Source organism: Clostridium vincentii (genome assembly GCF_002995745.1).
Classification (GTDB): Bacteria; Bacillota; Clostridia; order Clostridiales; family Clostridiaceae; genus Clostridium; species Clostridium vincentii.
Genome location: NZ_PVXQ01000004.1, coordinates 16,160 through 32,830, shown reverse-complemented (window position 1 = coordinate 32,830; position 16,671 = coordinate 16,160). Strand labels below are relative to the sequence as shown.

General features: G+C 30.3%; 17 protein-coding genes and 1 riboswitch. Of the genes, 13 read left to right on the top strand and 4 right to left on the bottom strand.

The genetic code is table 11. The features are described from left to right. Positions 1-37 precede the first annotated feature (37 nt). From CLVI_RS02660 to CLVI_RS02630, 6 genes are all read left to right on the top strand, one after another. Positions 38-940: a nucleotidyltransferase domain-containing protein gene (locus CLVI_RS02660; protein ID WP_106058663.1), complete on the top strand. Its 903-nt coding sequence runs from the start codon at positions 38-40 to the stop codon at positions 938-940. Positions 941-951: 11 nt separating this feature from the next. Then, positions 952-2,373, top strand: coding sequence for a MocR-like pyridoxine biosynthesis transcription factor PdxR (gene pdxR, locus CLVI_RS02655; RefSeq protein ID WP_106058571.1), 1,422 nt, complete (start codon positions 952-954; stop codon positions 2,371-2,373). Beyond that, positions 2,361-3,014: a YigZ family protein gene (locus CLVI_RS02650; protein ID WP_106058570.1), complete on the top strand. Its 654-nt coding sequence runs from the start codon at positions 2,361-2,363 to the stop codon at positions 3,012-3,014. The genes pdxR and CLVI_RS02650 overlap by 13 nt, the downstream gene beginning before the upstream one ends. Positions 3,015-3,090: 76 nt before the next feature. Next, complete coding sequence (locus CLVI_RS02645) at positions 3,091-3,831, top strand: YebC/PmpR family DNA-binding transcriptional regulator (RefSeq protein ID WP_106058569.1); 741 nt, start codon at positions 3,091-3,093, stop codon at positions 3,829-3,831. A gap of 418 nt (positions 3,832-4,249) precedes the next feature. Then, positions 4,250-4,915, top strand: coding sequence for a TIGR01906 family membrane protein (locus CLVI_RS02635; RefSeq protein WP_106058567.1), 666 nt, complete (start codon positions 4,250-4,252; stop codon positions 4,913-4,915). 246 nt (positions 4,916-5,161) lie between these two features. Beyond that, positions 5,162-6,037 (top strand): radical SAM/SPASM domain-containing protein, encoded by an 876-nt coding sequence (locus CLVI_RS02630; RefSeq protein WP_106058566.1) that lies wholly within the window; start codon positions 5,162-5,164, stop codon positions 6,035-6,037. Between the two features lie 42 nt (positions 6,038-6,079). On the opposite strand, the gene nadC is transcribed toward CLVI_RS02630, so the two are convergent. Genes nadC through nadA form a run of 3 tightly spaced genes read right to left on the bottom strand, consistent with a single transcriptional unit; the run spans position 6,080 to position 9,072 of the window. Then, positions 6,080-6,919, bottom strand: coding sequence for a carboxylating nicotinate-nucleotide diphosphorylase (gene nadC / locus CLVI_RS02625; RefSeq protein ID WP_106058565.1), 840 nt, complete (start codon positions 6,917-6,919; stop codon positions 6,080-6,082). After that, the gene (locus tag CLVI_RS02620) at positions 6,897-8,162 is read right to left on the bottom strand and encodes an L-aspartate oxidase (RefSeq protein ID WP_106058564.1); all 1,266 of its coding nucleotides are present in this window, start codon (positions 8,160-8,162) and stop codon (positions 6,897-6,899) included. Before CLVI_RS02620 ends, nadC begins: the two co-directional genes overlap by 23 nt. Position 8,163: 1 nt before the next feature. Continuing rightward, complete coding sequence (gene nadA / locus CLVI_RS02615; protein ID WP_106058563.1) at positions 8,164-9,072, bottom strand: quinolinate synthase NadA; 909 nt, start codon at positions 9,070-9,072, stop codon at positions 8,164-8,166. A gap of 142 nt (positions 9,073-9,214) precedes the next feature. Here nadA and CLVI_RS02610 point away from each other — a divergent pair, with 142 nt between their 5' ends. The 3 genes from CLVI_RS02610 (at position 9,215) to CLVI_RS02600 (ending at position 11,650) form a co-directional block, all read left to right on the top strand. Beyond that, on the top strand, positions 9,215-9,799 hold the full coding sequence (locus CLVI_RS02610; protein ID WP_106058562.1) for a hypothetical protein: 585 nt from the start codon (positions 9,215-9,217) through the stop codon (positions 9,797-9,799). 151 nt (positions 9,800-9,950) lie between these two features. Continuing rightward, on the top strand, positions 9,951-10,868 hold the full coding sequence (locus tag CLVI_RS02605) for an aldo/keto reductase (protein WP_106058561.1): 918 nt from the start codon (positions 9,951-9,953) through the stop codon (positions 10,866-10,868). Positions 10,869-10,873: 5 nt separating this feature from the next. Further along, positions 10,874-11,650: a GNAT family N-acetyltransferase gene (locus tag CLVI_RS02600; protein ID WP_106058560.1), complete on the top strand. Its 777-nt coding sequence runs from the start codon at positions 10,874-10,876 to the stop codon at positions 11,648-11,650. A 73-nt stretch (positions 11,651-11,723) separates the two neighbouring features. On the opposite strand, the gene CLVI_RS02595 is transcribed toward CLVI_RS02600, so the two are convergent. Further along, complete coding sequence (locus CLVI_RS02595) at positions 11,724-12,245, bottom strand: nitroreductase family protein (RefSeq protein ID WP_106058559.1); 522 nt, start codon at positions 12,243-12,245, stop codon at positions 11,724-11,726. A gap of 119 nt (positions 12,246-12,364) precedes the next feature. Continuing rightward, a riboswitch (NiCo riboswitch) is annotated at positions 12,365-12,453 on the top strand. A gap of 131 nt (positions 12,454-12,584) precedes the next feature. Here CLVI_RS02595 and CLVI_RS02590 point away from each other — a divergent pair. The 4 genes from CLVI_RS02590 to CLVI_RS02580 all read left to right on the top strand — a co-directional run bounded on the left by CLVI_RS02590 (position 12,585) and on the right by CLVI_RS02580 (position 16,669). After that, complete coding sequence (locus tag CLVI_RS02590) at positions 12,585-15,110, top strand: HAD-IC family P-type ATPase (protein WP_106058558.1); 2,526 nt, start codon at positions 12,585-12,587, stop codon at positions 15,108-15,110. Positions 15,111-15,226: 116 nt separating this feature from the next. Then, positions 15,227-15,331, top strand: coding sequence for a nitroreductase family protein (locus CLVI_RS18090; RefSeq protein WP_170065573.1), 105 nt, complete (start codon positions 15,227-15,229; stop codon positions 15,329-15,331). Between the two features lie 41 nt (positions 15,332-15,372). Further along, positions 15,373-15,663 (top strand): nitroreductase family protein, encoded by a 291-nt coding sequence (locus CLVI_RS02585; RefSeq protein ID WP_106058557.1) that lies wholly within the window; start codon positions 15,373-15,375, stop codon positions 15,661-15,663. A 19-nt stretch (positions 15,664-15,682) separates the two neighbouring features. Further along, positions 15,683-16,669, top strand: coding sequence for a lactonase family protein (locus CLVI_RS02580; protein WP_106058556.1), 987 nt, complete (start codon positions 15,683-15,685; stop codon positions 16,667-16,669). Positions 16,670-16,671 lie beyond the last annotated feature (2 nt).

The following is a 16,671-nucleotide window of genomic DNA, read 5'->3' as shown; positions in this document are numbered from 1 at the left end:
ATACTATCTGTAACAATCCTTAGGAGGGATAATGCCTATGGCAAAAACTGTTGCTCAGTTACAAAATGCTTTTCAATCCGTAGTGAATACCCTGAAAAAAAACAAAAAAGTGCTAGCTATTTTTACATTTGGCAGTATAATTTCAGGGGACGTTTGGGAAGACTCTGATATAGATTTATTTGTTGTATATGAAACAGGGTTTCCTAAAATAAGAGATGTACATTCAGAGGTTCTAGGCATTCCTGTTCATACAAAATTATTACATAAAGAGGTCTTTTTTAAATTATATGAGAAAGAGGGGAAAAGGGGCCTAATAAGAAATCTATTACTTACATCTAAATTAGTTTTTAATAAGGATAATGATATAGTAAAAGTATATGATAAAGTTAGATATTCAATAGATATTCATAGTGAAAGATTGAAACTTGTATATCTTGGCGAATTTCTAAAGGACTCATATGTTTGTAAGAAATATCTTGAAACTGGTGGAATTAGTACCTCATACGAAGTATTAATTAGGACCTTGGACAGTTTTTCAAAGTTACTTATAGTCTTAATGGGCTACCAAGTATCTAAGGATTCTTTAAACATGGCATCAAATATTGATAATAGGTTTAAGGTAATCGTAGAAGAACTTTTTTTAAAGAGTCCGTCACGAAAAACAATTCAAAATACAATAGAATACATAGATAAATTTTTAGATGAAAACATAATTTTATCAAGCAAATTCCTATTAGATTATTTATCTAAGGAAAATGAATTCCTTAGTGCCTATGAAATAAAAGATAATGAAGATTTTAGAGAATTTAATATTGAAATTGAGAATATATTAAAGGAGCTCTTAAAAAGAAAAGTAGTGACAAAAAATAAAAGAATATTAAGAGACTCAGAGGGAAATAAAATATTAGAAGAAAATGTTTATATATATAAGACAATCTGAAGGTGGGATTTATGGATATTAAAGAATTTTTCAAAGTGAATTTTGAGATAGAAGTACCTAAATATGTTCAGATAGCAAATAACTTAAAAAATCTAATTGAAACTAAGGTGATTGAGGATGGGGAAAAACTTCCTCCAATCAGAGATTATACAGAGTTTCTAAAAGTTAATAAGATAACAGTTGTAAATGCCTACAAAAAGCTTCAACAAGAAGGATTTGCGTATCAAAAGGTAGGTAGTGGAACATATGCTAAGAAAAAAGAGGTGGTTTCTACCTTTATGAGGGAGTATTCCAATACTTTTAAAAGATTAAGCACAGGTAATTTAGAGGAAGCTATTGATTTTGCAGGGGAAACCACAGGGGAGTTACTATTTCCTATTAAGGACTTTAAGGATATTATAAATAAAGTTTTAGATAGGGACGGAGCAGAGGCGTTAGTGTCTCAAAATCCTCTTGGATATGAAAATTTGAGAAAAACAATTAATAAAGTTTTCTGGGGAAATGATCTAGATAATGAAGATATACTTATAGTTTCAGGCGCTCAACAGGGAATAGATATTGCCTCTAAAGCTATCCTAAATATTAATGATAATGTTATAGTTGAAAAGCCTACATATGGTGGTGCTTTATCAGTATTTAGATGGCGAAGGGCAAATATATTTGAAGTAGATATGGAAGAAGATGGAGTTAATATTGAAAGCTTTGAGAAGGTTTTAAAGAAAAATAAGATCAGTTGTTTTTATACCATGAGTTATTTTCAAAATCCTACAGGAATTAGCTATTCATTAGAAAAGAAAAAGAAGATAATGGAGTTAGCACAGAAATATGATTTTTATATTATAGAGGATGATTATCTATCAGAATTAATTTATGATGAGTCCGTTGATTACATACCCTTTAAATGGTTAGATAAAAATGATAGAGTTGTTTATATAAAAAGTTTTTCTAAAATATTCCTACCAGGGATAAGAATAGGATATATTGTTTCACCTAAGATATTTAAAGAAAGCATACAAAATTCAAAAATTAATACGGATATTGCAACATCTAGTCTTATGCAAAGAGCATTAGAAATGTATATTGCAGAGGGGAAATGGAAAGAAAATATTTCTTCTTTAAGCATAGAATATCGTAAGAGATATAAACTTATGACAAGACTTATAGATAGTGAACTTAAGGATAGTGTAAGCTACAATAAACCTGGTGGAGGATTAAGTTTTTATTTAACGTTAAGAGATGAACATATTACATCAAAGTTATTATTCCAAAGACTTGTAAAAAAAGGGGTATATATAACTCCAGGAGCCTTATTCTTTAGAAATATAAAGGATGGCAATAAAACCTTTAGGATAGGGTTTTCTCAAACAGATAAAGACAAAATTTCAAAGGGCCTAAAAATAATTAGGGAGGAACTTGAGCTATGTCGTATATAACTGTTAGAAATTTTGGTGAAGATTCTTTTAAAGAGAAAAAGTCTGAATTTATTGGATATGCAAAGAGAGTTGATTCAGAAGAGGAAGCAAGGGCGTTTATAGATGAAATAAAGTCAAAACATAAGCAAGCAAGACACAATTGTTTTGCATACGCTCTGGGTGAAAATATGGATATACAAAGATATTCAGATGATGGAGAACCTCAGGGGACTGCAGGAATACCAATACTTGAGGTTATAAAAAAAAGTGGCATAACAGATTGTGTTGTTGTTGTAACTAGATACTTTGGAGGAGTTTTGCTTGGAGCTGGAGGACTTACTCGTGCCTATACTAAGGGTGCTTCAATTGCAATTAAAGCAGCTGGAGTAGTTGAGAAAGTGCGAGGTATTAGGATATCAATTACCCTTGATTATGATTTACTTGGAAAGGTTCAACATGTTTGTTCACAAAGTCTTTGGCATATAGAGGATTCTGTTTATTCAGATAAGGTTCAGATATTTATTTTGGCTGAATTTGGAAAAGTAGATATTGTAGAAAAAGAGATTGTTGATGCGACTTCCGGAAAGGTAGTTATTGAAAAAGGTGAAGAGGGAGCTTATTTTATGGAAGAAAATAGATTATATAGTGAAGTTATTATTTAAGTATATTATTTTATTCCGTATAGAAATATGATATAATTTTATAAACTTAATTTAGAAAATATTAGGAGGGATCAACATGTCAGGACACTCAAAATGGAGTAATATTAAAGAAAAAAAAGGTAAAGTAGATGTTCGAAGAGGTAAAATATTTACTAAAATAGGTAAGGAACTAGCTATGACTATTAAAAGTGGTGGAGCTAGCCCAGATACTAATGCTAAACTTAGAGATGCTATTGCAAAGGCAAAGGCTGCAAATATGCCTAATGATGTTATAACTAGAGCTATTAAAAAGGCTGAAGGAGAAATGGATTCAGTAAGTTATGAAACAATAGTATATGAAGGTTATGGACCAAATGGAGTAGCTGTAATCGTTGAAACTCTTACTGATAATAAAAATAGATCAGCAGCTACTGTTCGAAGTGCTTTCACTAAAGGTGGCGGGCATATGGGAAATGCAGGCTGTGTAGAATTTATGTTTCAAGAAAAAGGAGAAATCATTATTGAAAAAGAAGATAGAGACGAAGATGAAATGATGATGCTGGCTCTTGATGCAGGGGCAGAAGATTTCAATGCAGATGAAGAAGAAATTTTCGTAGTAACAACAACTCCAGAAGATTTCACTCAAGTTAGAGAAGGTTTAGAATCCAAAGGGATAGAATTTCTAGATGCGGCAGTTAAGATGATACCAGATTTATATACAGAAATTAACGAAGACGATGCTAAGAAGTTCCAAAAGATGTTGGACTTACTTGATGATAATGACGATGTGACTGAAGTTTATTATAATGCTGAGTTCCCTGATGGATGGGAAGAATAATATAGTATTTAAATTTAAAAACCTTTTAATTTCAATTATAATGGGATTAAAAGGTTTTTTTCTAGCCATAATATACTCCTCCTTAATCTTTATATTTAAGATATATACAGAAAATTCAAGAATGATAAGAAGAAAAAAAGATATCGAGATAAATAGAAAAGAAGATATATAGAAAAGAAGTTATAGGAACATAAGGGTGTAAAGGCCTTTTTGTATAAAATATAGAGAAGATAATAAAGGCTCATAGACCTAGTTTATAGTTTTAAAGGGAATGTTATGATAATATGAAATTATAGATACAGAAAAATAAAATGCAGCAAAGAATTTTAAATAGAGGATTTTATTATAGCAGAGATTTATTAAATAAAAAATGATGTTGAAATCAGAGGATAAACTATAAACAAGTGGAGGATTTTAAATGAATAGACATAATTACATAAATAAGCTATTTCAAATATTACTAACAATAACCCTTAGCTTATTTATTATTTTTTCAGCAGTAAAGTTAACGTTAATGTTTAAGCCTTTATATTATTTTGATATTGATTATTTAAATATTGAAGAAGATTCTAAGTTTGGTAGAGATGAAATAATAAAAAATTATGATTATGTTATTGATTATTTATTAAGTCCAAAGGAAGATGAGTTTAAGCTACCATCAATCCCATATACAGAGTATGGCGCAATACATTTTAAAGATGTTAAGGGACTTTTTACAGCTATTAATTACCTTCTGGTTATAACGGGAATATTTAGTGCTATAGGAGTGTTTTTTAATGTTAAGAATAGAAGACTTGGGTTTTTAAAGGGAAGTTCTTCAATGCTGATAATTCTTCCAGTAGTTCTTTTTATAATTTTTATTATTGATTTTGACAGTGCTTTCACTGCTTTTCATAAAATATTTTTTAGTAATGACTATTGGATATTTAATCCAAGGGTAGATCAGATTATTAATATACTGCCACAAGAATTTTTTTATCATTGTGCTGTATTGATATTGATATTGATAATGTTAATGAGTATTATTTTAAGACTAGTATATAAAAAATATAAATTATATGACACAAAAAAAAGCGCTATTTGATATAGTGCTTTTATATTTATTATAATTTAGTAAAAAAATATTGGATAAACAGAGGGAGCCTAGTATCCGGCGAAAGACACCTAGGCTCCCCAATTAGCACTATTGTACCAACTGCTTGTTAACAATAACATAAATAATAGATATATACAAGAGGTATAGTAGAATTAAATTTGTAAAATACCATAGATTCAGCTTATAATAACAGGGGTATGAAAAAATAAACTAAAGTATAAAAAGGAATATAAAATGAAAACATATAAAAAGGTATATATAGAAATAACAAATGTATGTAATTTGAGTTGTAGTTTTTGTCCTAAAACTCAGAGGGAAAGCAAATTTTTATCAGTAGATGAATTTAAGATAGTGCTAAAGGAAATAAAGCCTTACACAAAATATATTTATTTTCATCTAATGGGAGAACCTTTACTAAATCCAAATCTAGAGGAGTTCCTGAAAATTGCCTATGAAGAGGACTTTAAGGTTAATATAACTACAAATGGAACTCTCCTAAAGAAAGTTAAGGATATATTATTTAAGTCAAAAGCCTTAAGACAAATTAATATTTCACTACATAGCTTTGAGGCAAATAATAAGGATGTTTCCTTTTTGGAGTATTTTGATGAAGTTTTAGGCTTTATTAAGGAAGCTAATGAGAATACAGGTATCGTAACTGCTATGAGACTATGGAATCTTGATAGCTATAGCATTAAGGGAGATAATAGCTTAAATGCTGATATAGTGGATAAAATAAAGGAAGTTTTCGATTATAAAGAGGATTTGAAAACTCTTCTTAATAATCAAAAAAGAACAAAACTTATGGGTAATTTATATTTAAATGTGGCGGATAAATTTCAATGGCCTAATATGAATATTGAACCCTTAGGGGACACTGGTTTCTGCCATGGCTTAAGGGATCATTTTGGAATATTAGTGGATGGCACTGTGGTTCCATGTTGTCTTGATGGAGAAGGGGATATGAGCTTAGGAAATATATATAAAGAAAGTCTTCATGAAATATTAAATGGGGATAGATCTAAGAACTTTTACAATGGATTCTCTAATAGAAAAAAAGTAGAAGAACTTTGCAAAAGATGCGGATATAGTGAAAGGTTCTCTAAATAATAAATGCAGCTAGTTAATAAGAAAAGATTAACTAGCTGCATTTTACTTTATTATTAAGTTTTTTAAGGATATATCTAAAACATTAAAGGAATGGGTAAGGGCGCCCACGGAAATATAGTCAACTCCAGTTTTGCCGTATTCTCTAATGGTTTCTAAAGTAATATTTCCAGAACATTCAATAAGTGCTCTTCCATTAATAAGTTCCACCATTTCCTTAGTCATAGCTGTAGACATATTATCTAACATGATAATATCAGCCTTAGCTTCAATAGCGTTTAGCACATCTTCCTTAGTTTCAGTCTCAACTTCAATTTTAGTAGTAAAGGAAGAATTCTTTTTAGCAAGAGCAACAGCTTTTTTTATTCCACCAGCTGCATCTATGTGATTGTCCTTAATTAATACAGAATCAGAAAGGGATAACCTATGATTTGCTCCTCCACCACAAAGGACAGAATATTTATCTAAATGCCTAAATAGTGGAGTAGTTTTCCTAGTATCCACAACATTACAGTTTAGTCCTTCAATTTCTTTAGCATATCTATTAGTAGTGGTAGCTATTCCGCTCATTCTTTGCATTAAATTAAGGGCAATCCTTTCTCCCATCAAAATGTTTCGGGCATTACCAGAAACCTCTCCAATTTTATCTCCATTTTCAACAGGATTTCCATCTAGTACAGTAAAGGAGGCTTCAACATTACCTAGAATTTCAAAAACTCTTTTAAAGACATTAACTCCACAAATAATTCCATCGTCCTTAACATATACAGATACAGTCCCAATACAGGTTTCATCTACTGTAGCATTTGTTGTAATATCTCCAAAGGGCATATCCTCTTGAAGGGCTCTTCTGATTAAATCATCAACAATTAAATAATTTAGCATAATTTTCATCCACCTTTTCTTTTAAATATTCTACTAAATCTTCTTTAGTCGGGTAATTAGAGCTATTCGAAAAGTATAGGTCACTATTAATCTTTTGAGCACATCTATAACCGAAGACCACCCCTTCTAAAAGAGAATTACTAGCTAATCTATTATTCCCATGAACTCCAGTACAGGCTGTTTCTCCAACTGCATAAAGATTAGGAAGGCTTGTCTGAGCCGATAAATTAACCTTAATACCTCCCATGGCATAGTGATGAGCAGGGGAAATAGGAAGGAGGTCTTTTTCCATATGATATCCTCTTTTTAAACACTCATTATATAAAAAGGGGAATCGTTTAATTAAATAATCCTTGTTTATATGAGTTAAGTCTAGGTAAACAAAAGGAGTATCTGGAGTTTTATCGATTTCATTAAGAATCGCTTTAGATACTATATCTCTAGGTTTAAGAGAATCTACAAATTCTTGGCTTTTTAAATTTTTTATCTTTCCACCTTCTCCCCTTAAGGATTCAGATAATAAGAGTCTCTTACCAGAAGAAAATTTTTCGTAAAGAACAGTAGGGTGTAATTGAAGATAGTTTATATCCTTTATAGCAACATTGTTTTTCAATGCAATAGATATTCCATCTCCAGTTAAGGAAGAAAAATTTGTAGTAGAGGTAAATAATCCGCCTAAGCCACCTGTTGCAAGTAGGGTCGACTTTGCATGTACTTGAATTTCTTCTCCCTTATAATTACAAATTCCACCTAGACATTTATTATCTTTTTTTATGATATCAACAAGGGTGCATTCTTCTAAAATTTCTATATTACTTCTCTTTTCAAGTTCTTTGTATAGAGCTTCCATTATATATTTCCCTGTTTGATCCTTAATATGAGCTATCCTAAATGTACTATGTGCCCCTTCTCTTGTATATTGCAACGTGTTTTTTTCAGTTCTATCAAAGGGTACATTATACTTTATAAGTCTTTCTATATTGGATCTTGATTCTCTAACTAGAACTTCTACGGCTTCCTTATCATTTTTATAATTACCAGCAATAAGGGTATCTTTTATATAAGGCTCAATATCATCTCTATTTAAGGCAGTAGAGATACCTCCTTGGGCTAAATAAGAATTACAATCCCTTAAACCCTCCTTTGATATAAGTAATATCTTTAGATTTTCTTTTAAATTTAAAGCAGAGTATACTCCAGACACACCAGTCCCGGCAATTAATACGTCACAGGTTTTAATCATATTAATTATCTCCTAACAGATGCATGTTTTGTAACGCTTTTAAAGCCTTTAATCTTGATTGTTCATCTATAATAACTTCATTTGATTCATTTAATAAGCAATTATAAACCTCTTGAAGAGTTGTCATTTTCATATTAGGACAAATCATTGAATTTTTGAGGGGAATAAATTTCTTGTTTGGACTTTTAGCTTTCATTTGATGAAGTACACCCTCTTCAGTAACAACGATAAAGCCATCAGCACTCGAGGTAGCAGAATAAGTTATAAGTTCAGAAGTACTTCCAATATAATCTGCCAAGAGACGAACAGGCTTATTACACTCTGGATGAACTAATACTTCAAAGGTTGGGTATAATGTTCTAAGTTCAAAAATATCACTCTCTTCAACTCTTTCATGAACAGGGCAGAAACCGTCATATAAAATGAACTTTTTATTAGGAAAATGCTCGCCTATATATTCTCCAAGATTTCTATCTGGAACAAATATAATTTCATCTTCTTTAATATTATTCATTATTTTTAGTGCTGAGGATGAAGTGACACAAACATCAGACATAGCCTTTATATCTAGGTTAGTATTTATATAACTAATTACTTTAGCATTAGGATGATCTTCCTTTAAAGCTTGAAGCTTGTACACAACTGCCATATCAGCCATAGGACATCTTGCATCCTTCGCAGGCAAGAGTATTGTTTTATTGGGTGATAATATTTTTGCACTTTCTGCCATAAATCTAACACCGCAAAAGACGATAAGATTTGACTCAGATTCCATTGCTTTTTTACTTAAGAAATAAGAATCTCCTACAATATCAGCAATATCTTGGATTTCTGGAGATTGATAAAGGTGAGCTAGTATGAGAGCATTTTTTTCTTTCTTTAGTCTTTTAATCTCTTCAATTAAAATCAATTTTAACAACTCCTTAAACTTACTTTAGATGTATATACATCTGTATAGAGTTTAAGCTGGCTATGAGCTTTTGTCAATTAATTTTATATAAATGTATAAAATATAAGGTAAGGGTCAATAATCTCGATAGGGAGTGATTAAGATGAAGGATACTAAAAAACGTATACTTATTGGTGTAATTATTTTAACAATTATTTTTGTAGGAAGTTTTTTTCAATTCAATAAGTATTTAGAAAATAAAAACTTGGAACAAGAAGAAGCAGAACAAACAGCTATTACTAGAGATAAAGCAGCAGTTTTAAGTGAAGATGTTTTAATAATATTGTTTAAAGGAGAGACCCAAGAAAGGGTTACTACTTTAAAAGATATTAAAAATGAATTAGCTCTTGAAGGGCAAGTAAGTGAGCAGAATTTAACCAAAGTCCTAGAAAAGAAAGGATATAGTTTAGAAGCTGTAGAGGATACTGAACTTACTTATAAGAGAAGTATAGAGGAAAGTATAGAGGCTAACAAATATTATATAAAAGAATACGAAGGATATTTTGCAATTTATAAAAGTGATAGCGATGGAAATCTACTTATAGAAAATCCAACTACTGATATATTTAAGGATAAAAAGCAATTTAGCCAATTACCTCAGAGTGATCAAGATATGATTAATAATTTAGAGTTTAAATATACAGATAGAAATGAAACAGAAGATAAGATATCTGAATTAATATCATAATCGATATAATTTAAAGTAACCTATATTTTTAATAATAATAAAAATAGGGGTTACTTTTCTTATGTCCATATTTAATTTTGAAATTTATTAGATGTTGAGAAAAAATGAAAACGATGTTATCATAAGATATAACATTTAGGGAGGTAATTAAATGAACAAAATTAAAATAGCAAATAGTAATTTAGAGGTTAGTGAAATTGGACTTGGCTGTATGAGAATTGCAGGTAAAGATAAAAATATTGCAGAGAGAATAGTTAAGACTGCTTTAGAAGAAGAGATTAATTTCTTCGATCATGCAGATATATATGGTGGTGGAAAATCAGAAGAAGTTTTCGCAGAAGCTATTAATATGAATGATGATATAAGAGAAAAAATACTTATTCAAGCTAAGTGTTCCATAAGGAAGGGTTCTTATGATTTTTCAAAGGAGCATATTATAAGTTCTGTAGATGCTAGTTTAAAAAGATTAAAAACTGATTATGTAGACACTTTATTATTGCATAGACCAGATACTCTTATGGAACCGGAAGAGGTTTGTGAAGCTTTTGCTGAACTTTATAGTAAAGGAAAGGTTAAGAATTTTGGAGTAAGTAATCATAACCCAATGCAAATACAATTACTTAACAAGTATTTAGATAATAAGATAGTTATAAATCAACTTCAATTTAGTATAATGAACACTGGAATGATAGATTCAGGTATAAACGTAAATATGAAAGTTGATTCTTCTATAGATAGGGATGGAAGCGTACTTGAATATTGCCGTCTTAATGATATAACAATTCAAGCTTGGTCTCCTTACCAATATGGAATGTTTGAAGGAGTCTTTTTAGATAATGATAAGTTCCCAGAGCTTAATAAAAAGATAAATGAAATTGCACAGATTAAAGGTGTAACAAATACTGCCATAGCTACTGCATGGATTTTAAGACATCCAGCTAAGATTCAAACAATAGTAGGAACTATGAATTCTGATCGCCTTAAGGACATCTGTAAGGCATCAAACATTGTGTTAACTAGACAAGAATGGTATGAAATATACTTAGCTGCAGGAAATAAACTCCCATAAAGTCTATGTTTAATTTATTAATGGATGCAGAACTTGAGTATGTAAGGTGTTTTTCAAAGGAACTAAAAACAAAACAATTCAGTAGATTTTGGGATAATGAACTAGATGATATGTATGCATATAATTTAACCGTAGTTCAGGATTTTATATCTATTGATGACATAAACAATATTATATCTAATGAATTTAAACATAGTAGAAGGCTAAAGAAAGAATTCTTAGTTATTGAAGTAAATGGTAGCCCGTCGAAGGAATTTTTAGGTGATTTAAAAATGAAGCCTTCAAGTATAGACAAACTATATTATATGGGCATTCCAACAATGGAATATAAAAATATGTTTTTCAATGAAGAATGTAAAATAGAAGAAGTAAAAACAAAACTTGAATTTCAAGAAATGATAAAGTTAAGTATATTGGATAATGCCTCTAATTGGGGCTTGGAGTTTTCTGAAGATAGAATAAGAAGGAAAGTTAAAGCTTATAAGGATAATAATAAGTTAAAAGCATTTCTTTCTTATAAAGATGCTATCCCAATGGGTTCTTGTGAATTATTAAGCTATAATAAGGTCGCAAAGATCGAAGACTTTGGAGTAAGTGAAAAATATCAAAGAAGAGGATTTGGAACAACAATACTTAGAGATATGCTAAAAAGAGCAAATGAGCTTGACGCTGAAATTGCTTATGTAATTACAGATAGTGAAGATACATCTAATGATATGTATAAAAAATGTGGATTTAAAAAGGTAGGAGAAAAAACACAGTTAATTTTTTCTTTTACTTAGAAATTATTAAAAAAAGAAATAAAGAAGTAGCAGCTTAAATTAAATTTTAAGCTGCTACTTCTTTTTATATGCCTTATTTTATAAATTTAATTGTTCCATTTTTTATAGAATGAGGTTTTGGTGTTGCATTAGGATAACCTATAGCTGCCATTCCCCAAACTATATGATTTTCTGGTATATCAAGACTCGTAAGTATCTCTCGTGTAGCCGCTTCATCACAGATAGCCTTTAATTGATTTATCCAGCAAGAACCTATGTTAAGAGAGTTAGCCATTAAGAATATATTTTCTAGTGCACAGGCACAATCTGCTAACCCATTAGGATTATCCTTTTCATTAGATAATAGAATTAATGTAGGTGGGGCATAAAAATTATAACTTTCATCTCTACCTAGGGCTTCTCTGATAACCTTAGCTAGAACTTCAATTTTAGATTTGTTTTGAATAACTGTAAATTGCCAGCATTGTTTGTTCATTGCGCTAGGAGCATGAGTACCAGCTTTTAATATTAGGTTTAACTCATCATCTTTTATTTGTTCTGATTTAAAGGATCTTACACTTCTTCTTGTTAATATATTTTCTAGAACTTCATTCATTAATAATTCCTCCTTAAAATATTTTAGATTAATCTATATTATTAGTTTATATGTTAGTGGAGAAATTGCAAGGCATGCATATAATAATATTGAAATCTCTTTGCACTGCATAAATATCTACAGTACAAACTGATCAGGCCAAAATCGTATTGATTTTTGGAGCCGGGCCTTTAGGCAACAGGATTATTATAATACCTGTGGGACAGTAAAATGTTCTACGGGCATTTTTCATTTGCCTTAGAACATTAGCTGAAAACAAGAAGTTCAATGCAATGCCATGGAGCTATCAAAGTAAATTATTCTTGGGAAAAACCAGGAATTAAAATGGAGGTAACTTTTATGACAGGACAAGAAAAAATCTATGATATGAGAGGATTAACAGAAGAACAAGTTAAACTAGCTCAAAAAAAATTTGGTAAAAACCAACTAACTCCTGAGAAAAAAGAGAGTTTTTTTCTTAAAATTTTAGAAGTTTTAAAGGAACCAATGTTTTTATTACTAATTGTAGCATCTATTATTTATTTTATATTAGGTGAGCCAAAGGATGGAATTATAATGTTAGTGTTTGTTACTGGCGTTATAAGTATTGATGTTATTCAAGAGTGGAAAACTGATAAAACTTTAAAATCATTAAAGAATTTATCAGCACCTCATATAACTGTAATTCGAAACAGTGAAGAAAAGCTGATTCATAGTGAAAATTTAGTTCCAAAAGATTTGATGATAATTGCTGAGGGTGTGAAAATTCCAGCAGATGGCCAAGTGATTAAAGCTAGTGATCTGTGTATAGACGAATCTTCCCTTACCGGTGAAGCTGAGGGCGTATGGAAAATTATATTTGATGATGAGAATAATGATTATTGGAAAAAAGATTATTGTTATGCAGGAACACTAGTTACCCAAGGAAGTGGGATAATATTAGTAGATAAAATTGGAGCAGAAACTGAATATGGGAAAATTGGTATGAATGTTATAGCTGCGCCAGATGATCCTACACCTCTTCAAAAACAAACAGGAAAACTTATTAAAATATGTGCAGGTATTGCAGCTTTATTTTGCGCTTTAGTTAGTGGAATAACATTTCTAAATCTTATTGACCATATTTTAAAAGATAGAATTATCGAAAGTATTCTGTCAGGAATAACTCTTGCAATGGCAATGATACCCGAAGAATTTCCTGTTATTTTAACTGTATTTCTTTCTATGGGAGCATGGAGATTAGCAAAAAAGAAATCTCTAGTACGAAAGCTACCATCGGTAGAAACTTTAGGGGCTATTTCGGTGTTGTGCGTTGATAAAACAGGTACTATAACAATAAATAAGATGACTGTAGTTGATACTTTTTCATTTGGTGAAGAAATAAGAATGTGTGAAGTTATTGGAATGGCATGTGAGACTGACCCCTATGATCCTATGGAAAAAGCAATACTTAGTTATTGTGAAAATAAGAATATTTCAAAGAAATATTTATTTGAAGGTGAATTATTAGCAGAGTATTCATTTACAAATGAACTTAAAATGATGGGGCATGTTTGGGAAAGAAAAGAGGGAATTATTATAGCTGTAAAGGGAGCACCAGAGAGGATAATAAAACTTTGTAATTTATCAGAAAAGGAAATAATAAAAGTAGAAGAAGAAATATACAAAATGTCATCTGTTGGGCTTAGAGTTATAGCTGTTGGAGAAATGAAGGTGAATAATAAAGAGGAAGTTCCAGATACATTAGAGAAATGCAATTTAGAATTAGTAGGTTTAGTAGGTCTCGAAGATCCACCAAGGCGAGATATTAAAGATGACATACAAAGATGTATAAATGCTGGGATAAGAGTAGTAATGATAACTGGTGACAATGGAGTTACAGCAAGCTCAATTGCAAAACAGGTAGGAATACCTCATAGCAGTAACATTATTACAGGGGATGATTTAAATAAAATGAATGATGAAGAACTAATGAAAAAAGTTAAAGAGGTTAGTATTTTTTCTAGAGTAATACCAGAGCATAAAATGAGAATTGTTAAAGCCTTTAAGAATAATGGAGATATTGTTGCTATGACTGGTGATGGTGTAAATGATGCACCTGCACTTAAATATGCAGATATAGGAATTGCTATGGGAAAAAGAGGCTCTGAAGTATCAAAAGAGGCAGCGGACTTAATCCTTTTAGATGATAATTTTTCTACTATCGTTGATACAGTTAAGGATGGAAGACGGATCTATATTAATATCAGAAAAGCAGTAGGATATGTATTTACAATACACATTCCAATAGCCCTTGCTTCATTGTTAGCACCTATACTTGGAATAAGTGCATCTATGTTATTTCTTTTGCCAGTACATGTTGTGCTTTTGGAATTAATAATAGATCCAACTTGTTCAATAGTTTTAGAGAGGCAACCTGCTGAACACGATATTATGAATCGTAAGCCTCGTGATGCAAAAGAGAATATTTTAACTTCTCATATTCTAATGAAAAGTATAATTCAAGGATTAGTTATATTTGTTGCATCTTTTGGGGCCTATTATCTATGCCTGCAAAATACTGTAGATCAAGGAAAAACAGCTAGAACAATGGGATTGGCAATAATTATGATTTCAAATATTATACTTGTTCATGTTAATAGTTCAGAAACTGAGCTTGCGTATAATTCATTTAAAAATACAATTAAAGACCCTGTTATGTGGGCAATAACTGGAGGAACTATAATAGGATTATTTATAATAATATATACTCCTATTTCAGGATTTTTAAATTTGGCTTCATTAAATGTGAAACAACTATTAATAGTTAGTGGTATAGCAATAATTTCTGTAATGTGGTATGAATTTGTAAAGATTATTAAATCTTATAGAGATAGAAAAAGCTAATAAGAATTTAAGAGGTAGATAAGGAGTATTTTAATTTATACTCCTTATTTTTTTGTAGAAAATTTGGAGTATAATAAATAAACGAATAAATTTAGGTGAAGAGGTTTAATTATGAGATGGAAATTCTTGTGCTTTATGCAAGAAGTATTGGGCTTGGAACTTGCTGGATGGCAGGAACATTCAAAAGAAGTGAGTTTCATAAAGCTATGGATATTACTTAGAGAACTTCAATACTCCATTGACAGGGGAGGAAGACCTTGGAATGATGAAACAAGTTCTTGAAAATGTTAGGTTAGCATCTTCAGCTGTAAATAAACAACCTTGGAGGATATTAAAATCTGGGAATGATTTTTACTTTTTCAAGATAGGAAAGAAAAATCTAGAAGTAGAAGGCTATAAAAATTATAAAATGGATATGGGAATTGCCATGTGTCACTTTGATTTAAGCTGTATAGAATTCGGAATTAAGGGAAAATTTATAAAGACTAATACTGAATTAAAGGTAGAGTCAGATGATTATAAATATGTTATAAGTTGGATACAAGAGAATTAGTTAGAGAGGTGAGAAAACGATGAGTAAAAGCAGAGGATATTTTGGAGCATATACAAAAAAAGATAGCAAAGGAATATATAGTTTTAATTTTGATGAAGGAAAATTTTCGGATATAGGTTTAGTGGCTGAAATTGAAAATCCTACATATTTAAATGTAAGAGGAAAAGAAGTTTTTTCAATAACTAAGGAAAATGAAATAGCCGGGATAAGTTATTTTATAGATGAGAATGATAAATTAATATTAGTTAATGCAGTAATAAATAATAAATTTCCTTGTTGCTATATTACAAGTAATAAAGAATATATTTTTGCCAGTAATTATCATGAAGGTAAATGCTATATATATAAAGTTTCAAACAAGGAATTACATTCAGTGCATACAATCCATGAAAAATCCTATGCAAAATGCCATTGTGTTATTTTAGATAATAAAGACAGGTATATATATGTATGTTTTCTAGGACTAGACAGGGTGAAGGTATATGATTTAAATAATAATTTCGCATATGTAGATGAATTAATATTTCCTGAAGGTAGTGGTCCTCGTCATGGTCTGTTTTCTAAAGATAATAATAATTTCTATGTACTGTCTGAATTATCAAATGAAGTATTTGTATTTAAAAAATATAATGAAAAGTATGTATTAGAACAAACAATTTCTACTTTGCCAAATGATTTTGAGGGTGAAAGTAGTTCAGCTGCTATCAGGTTAAGTAGTGATGAAAAGTTTTTATACACAAGTAATAGAGGACATGATTCTATTGCAGCGTTTAAAATAAATAAGGGGATATTGGAAATAATTGATTACTATAATGTTAAGGGTCAGGCCCCTAGGGATTTTAATTTTGATCCTAGTGAGGAATTTTTACTTGTAGTAAATCAAGACACCAGTAATGGAGTAAGTTTTAAACGTAACAAAAATAATGGAATGCTAGAAGAAATAACAGATGAGATAAGTATAGATAGCTCTGTTTGTATATTGTTTAGGAATAATAATTTAAAATAATA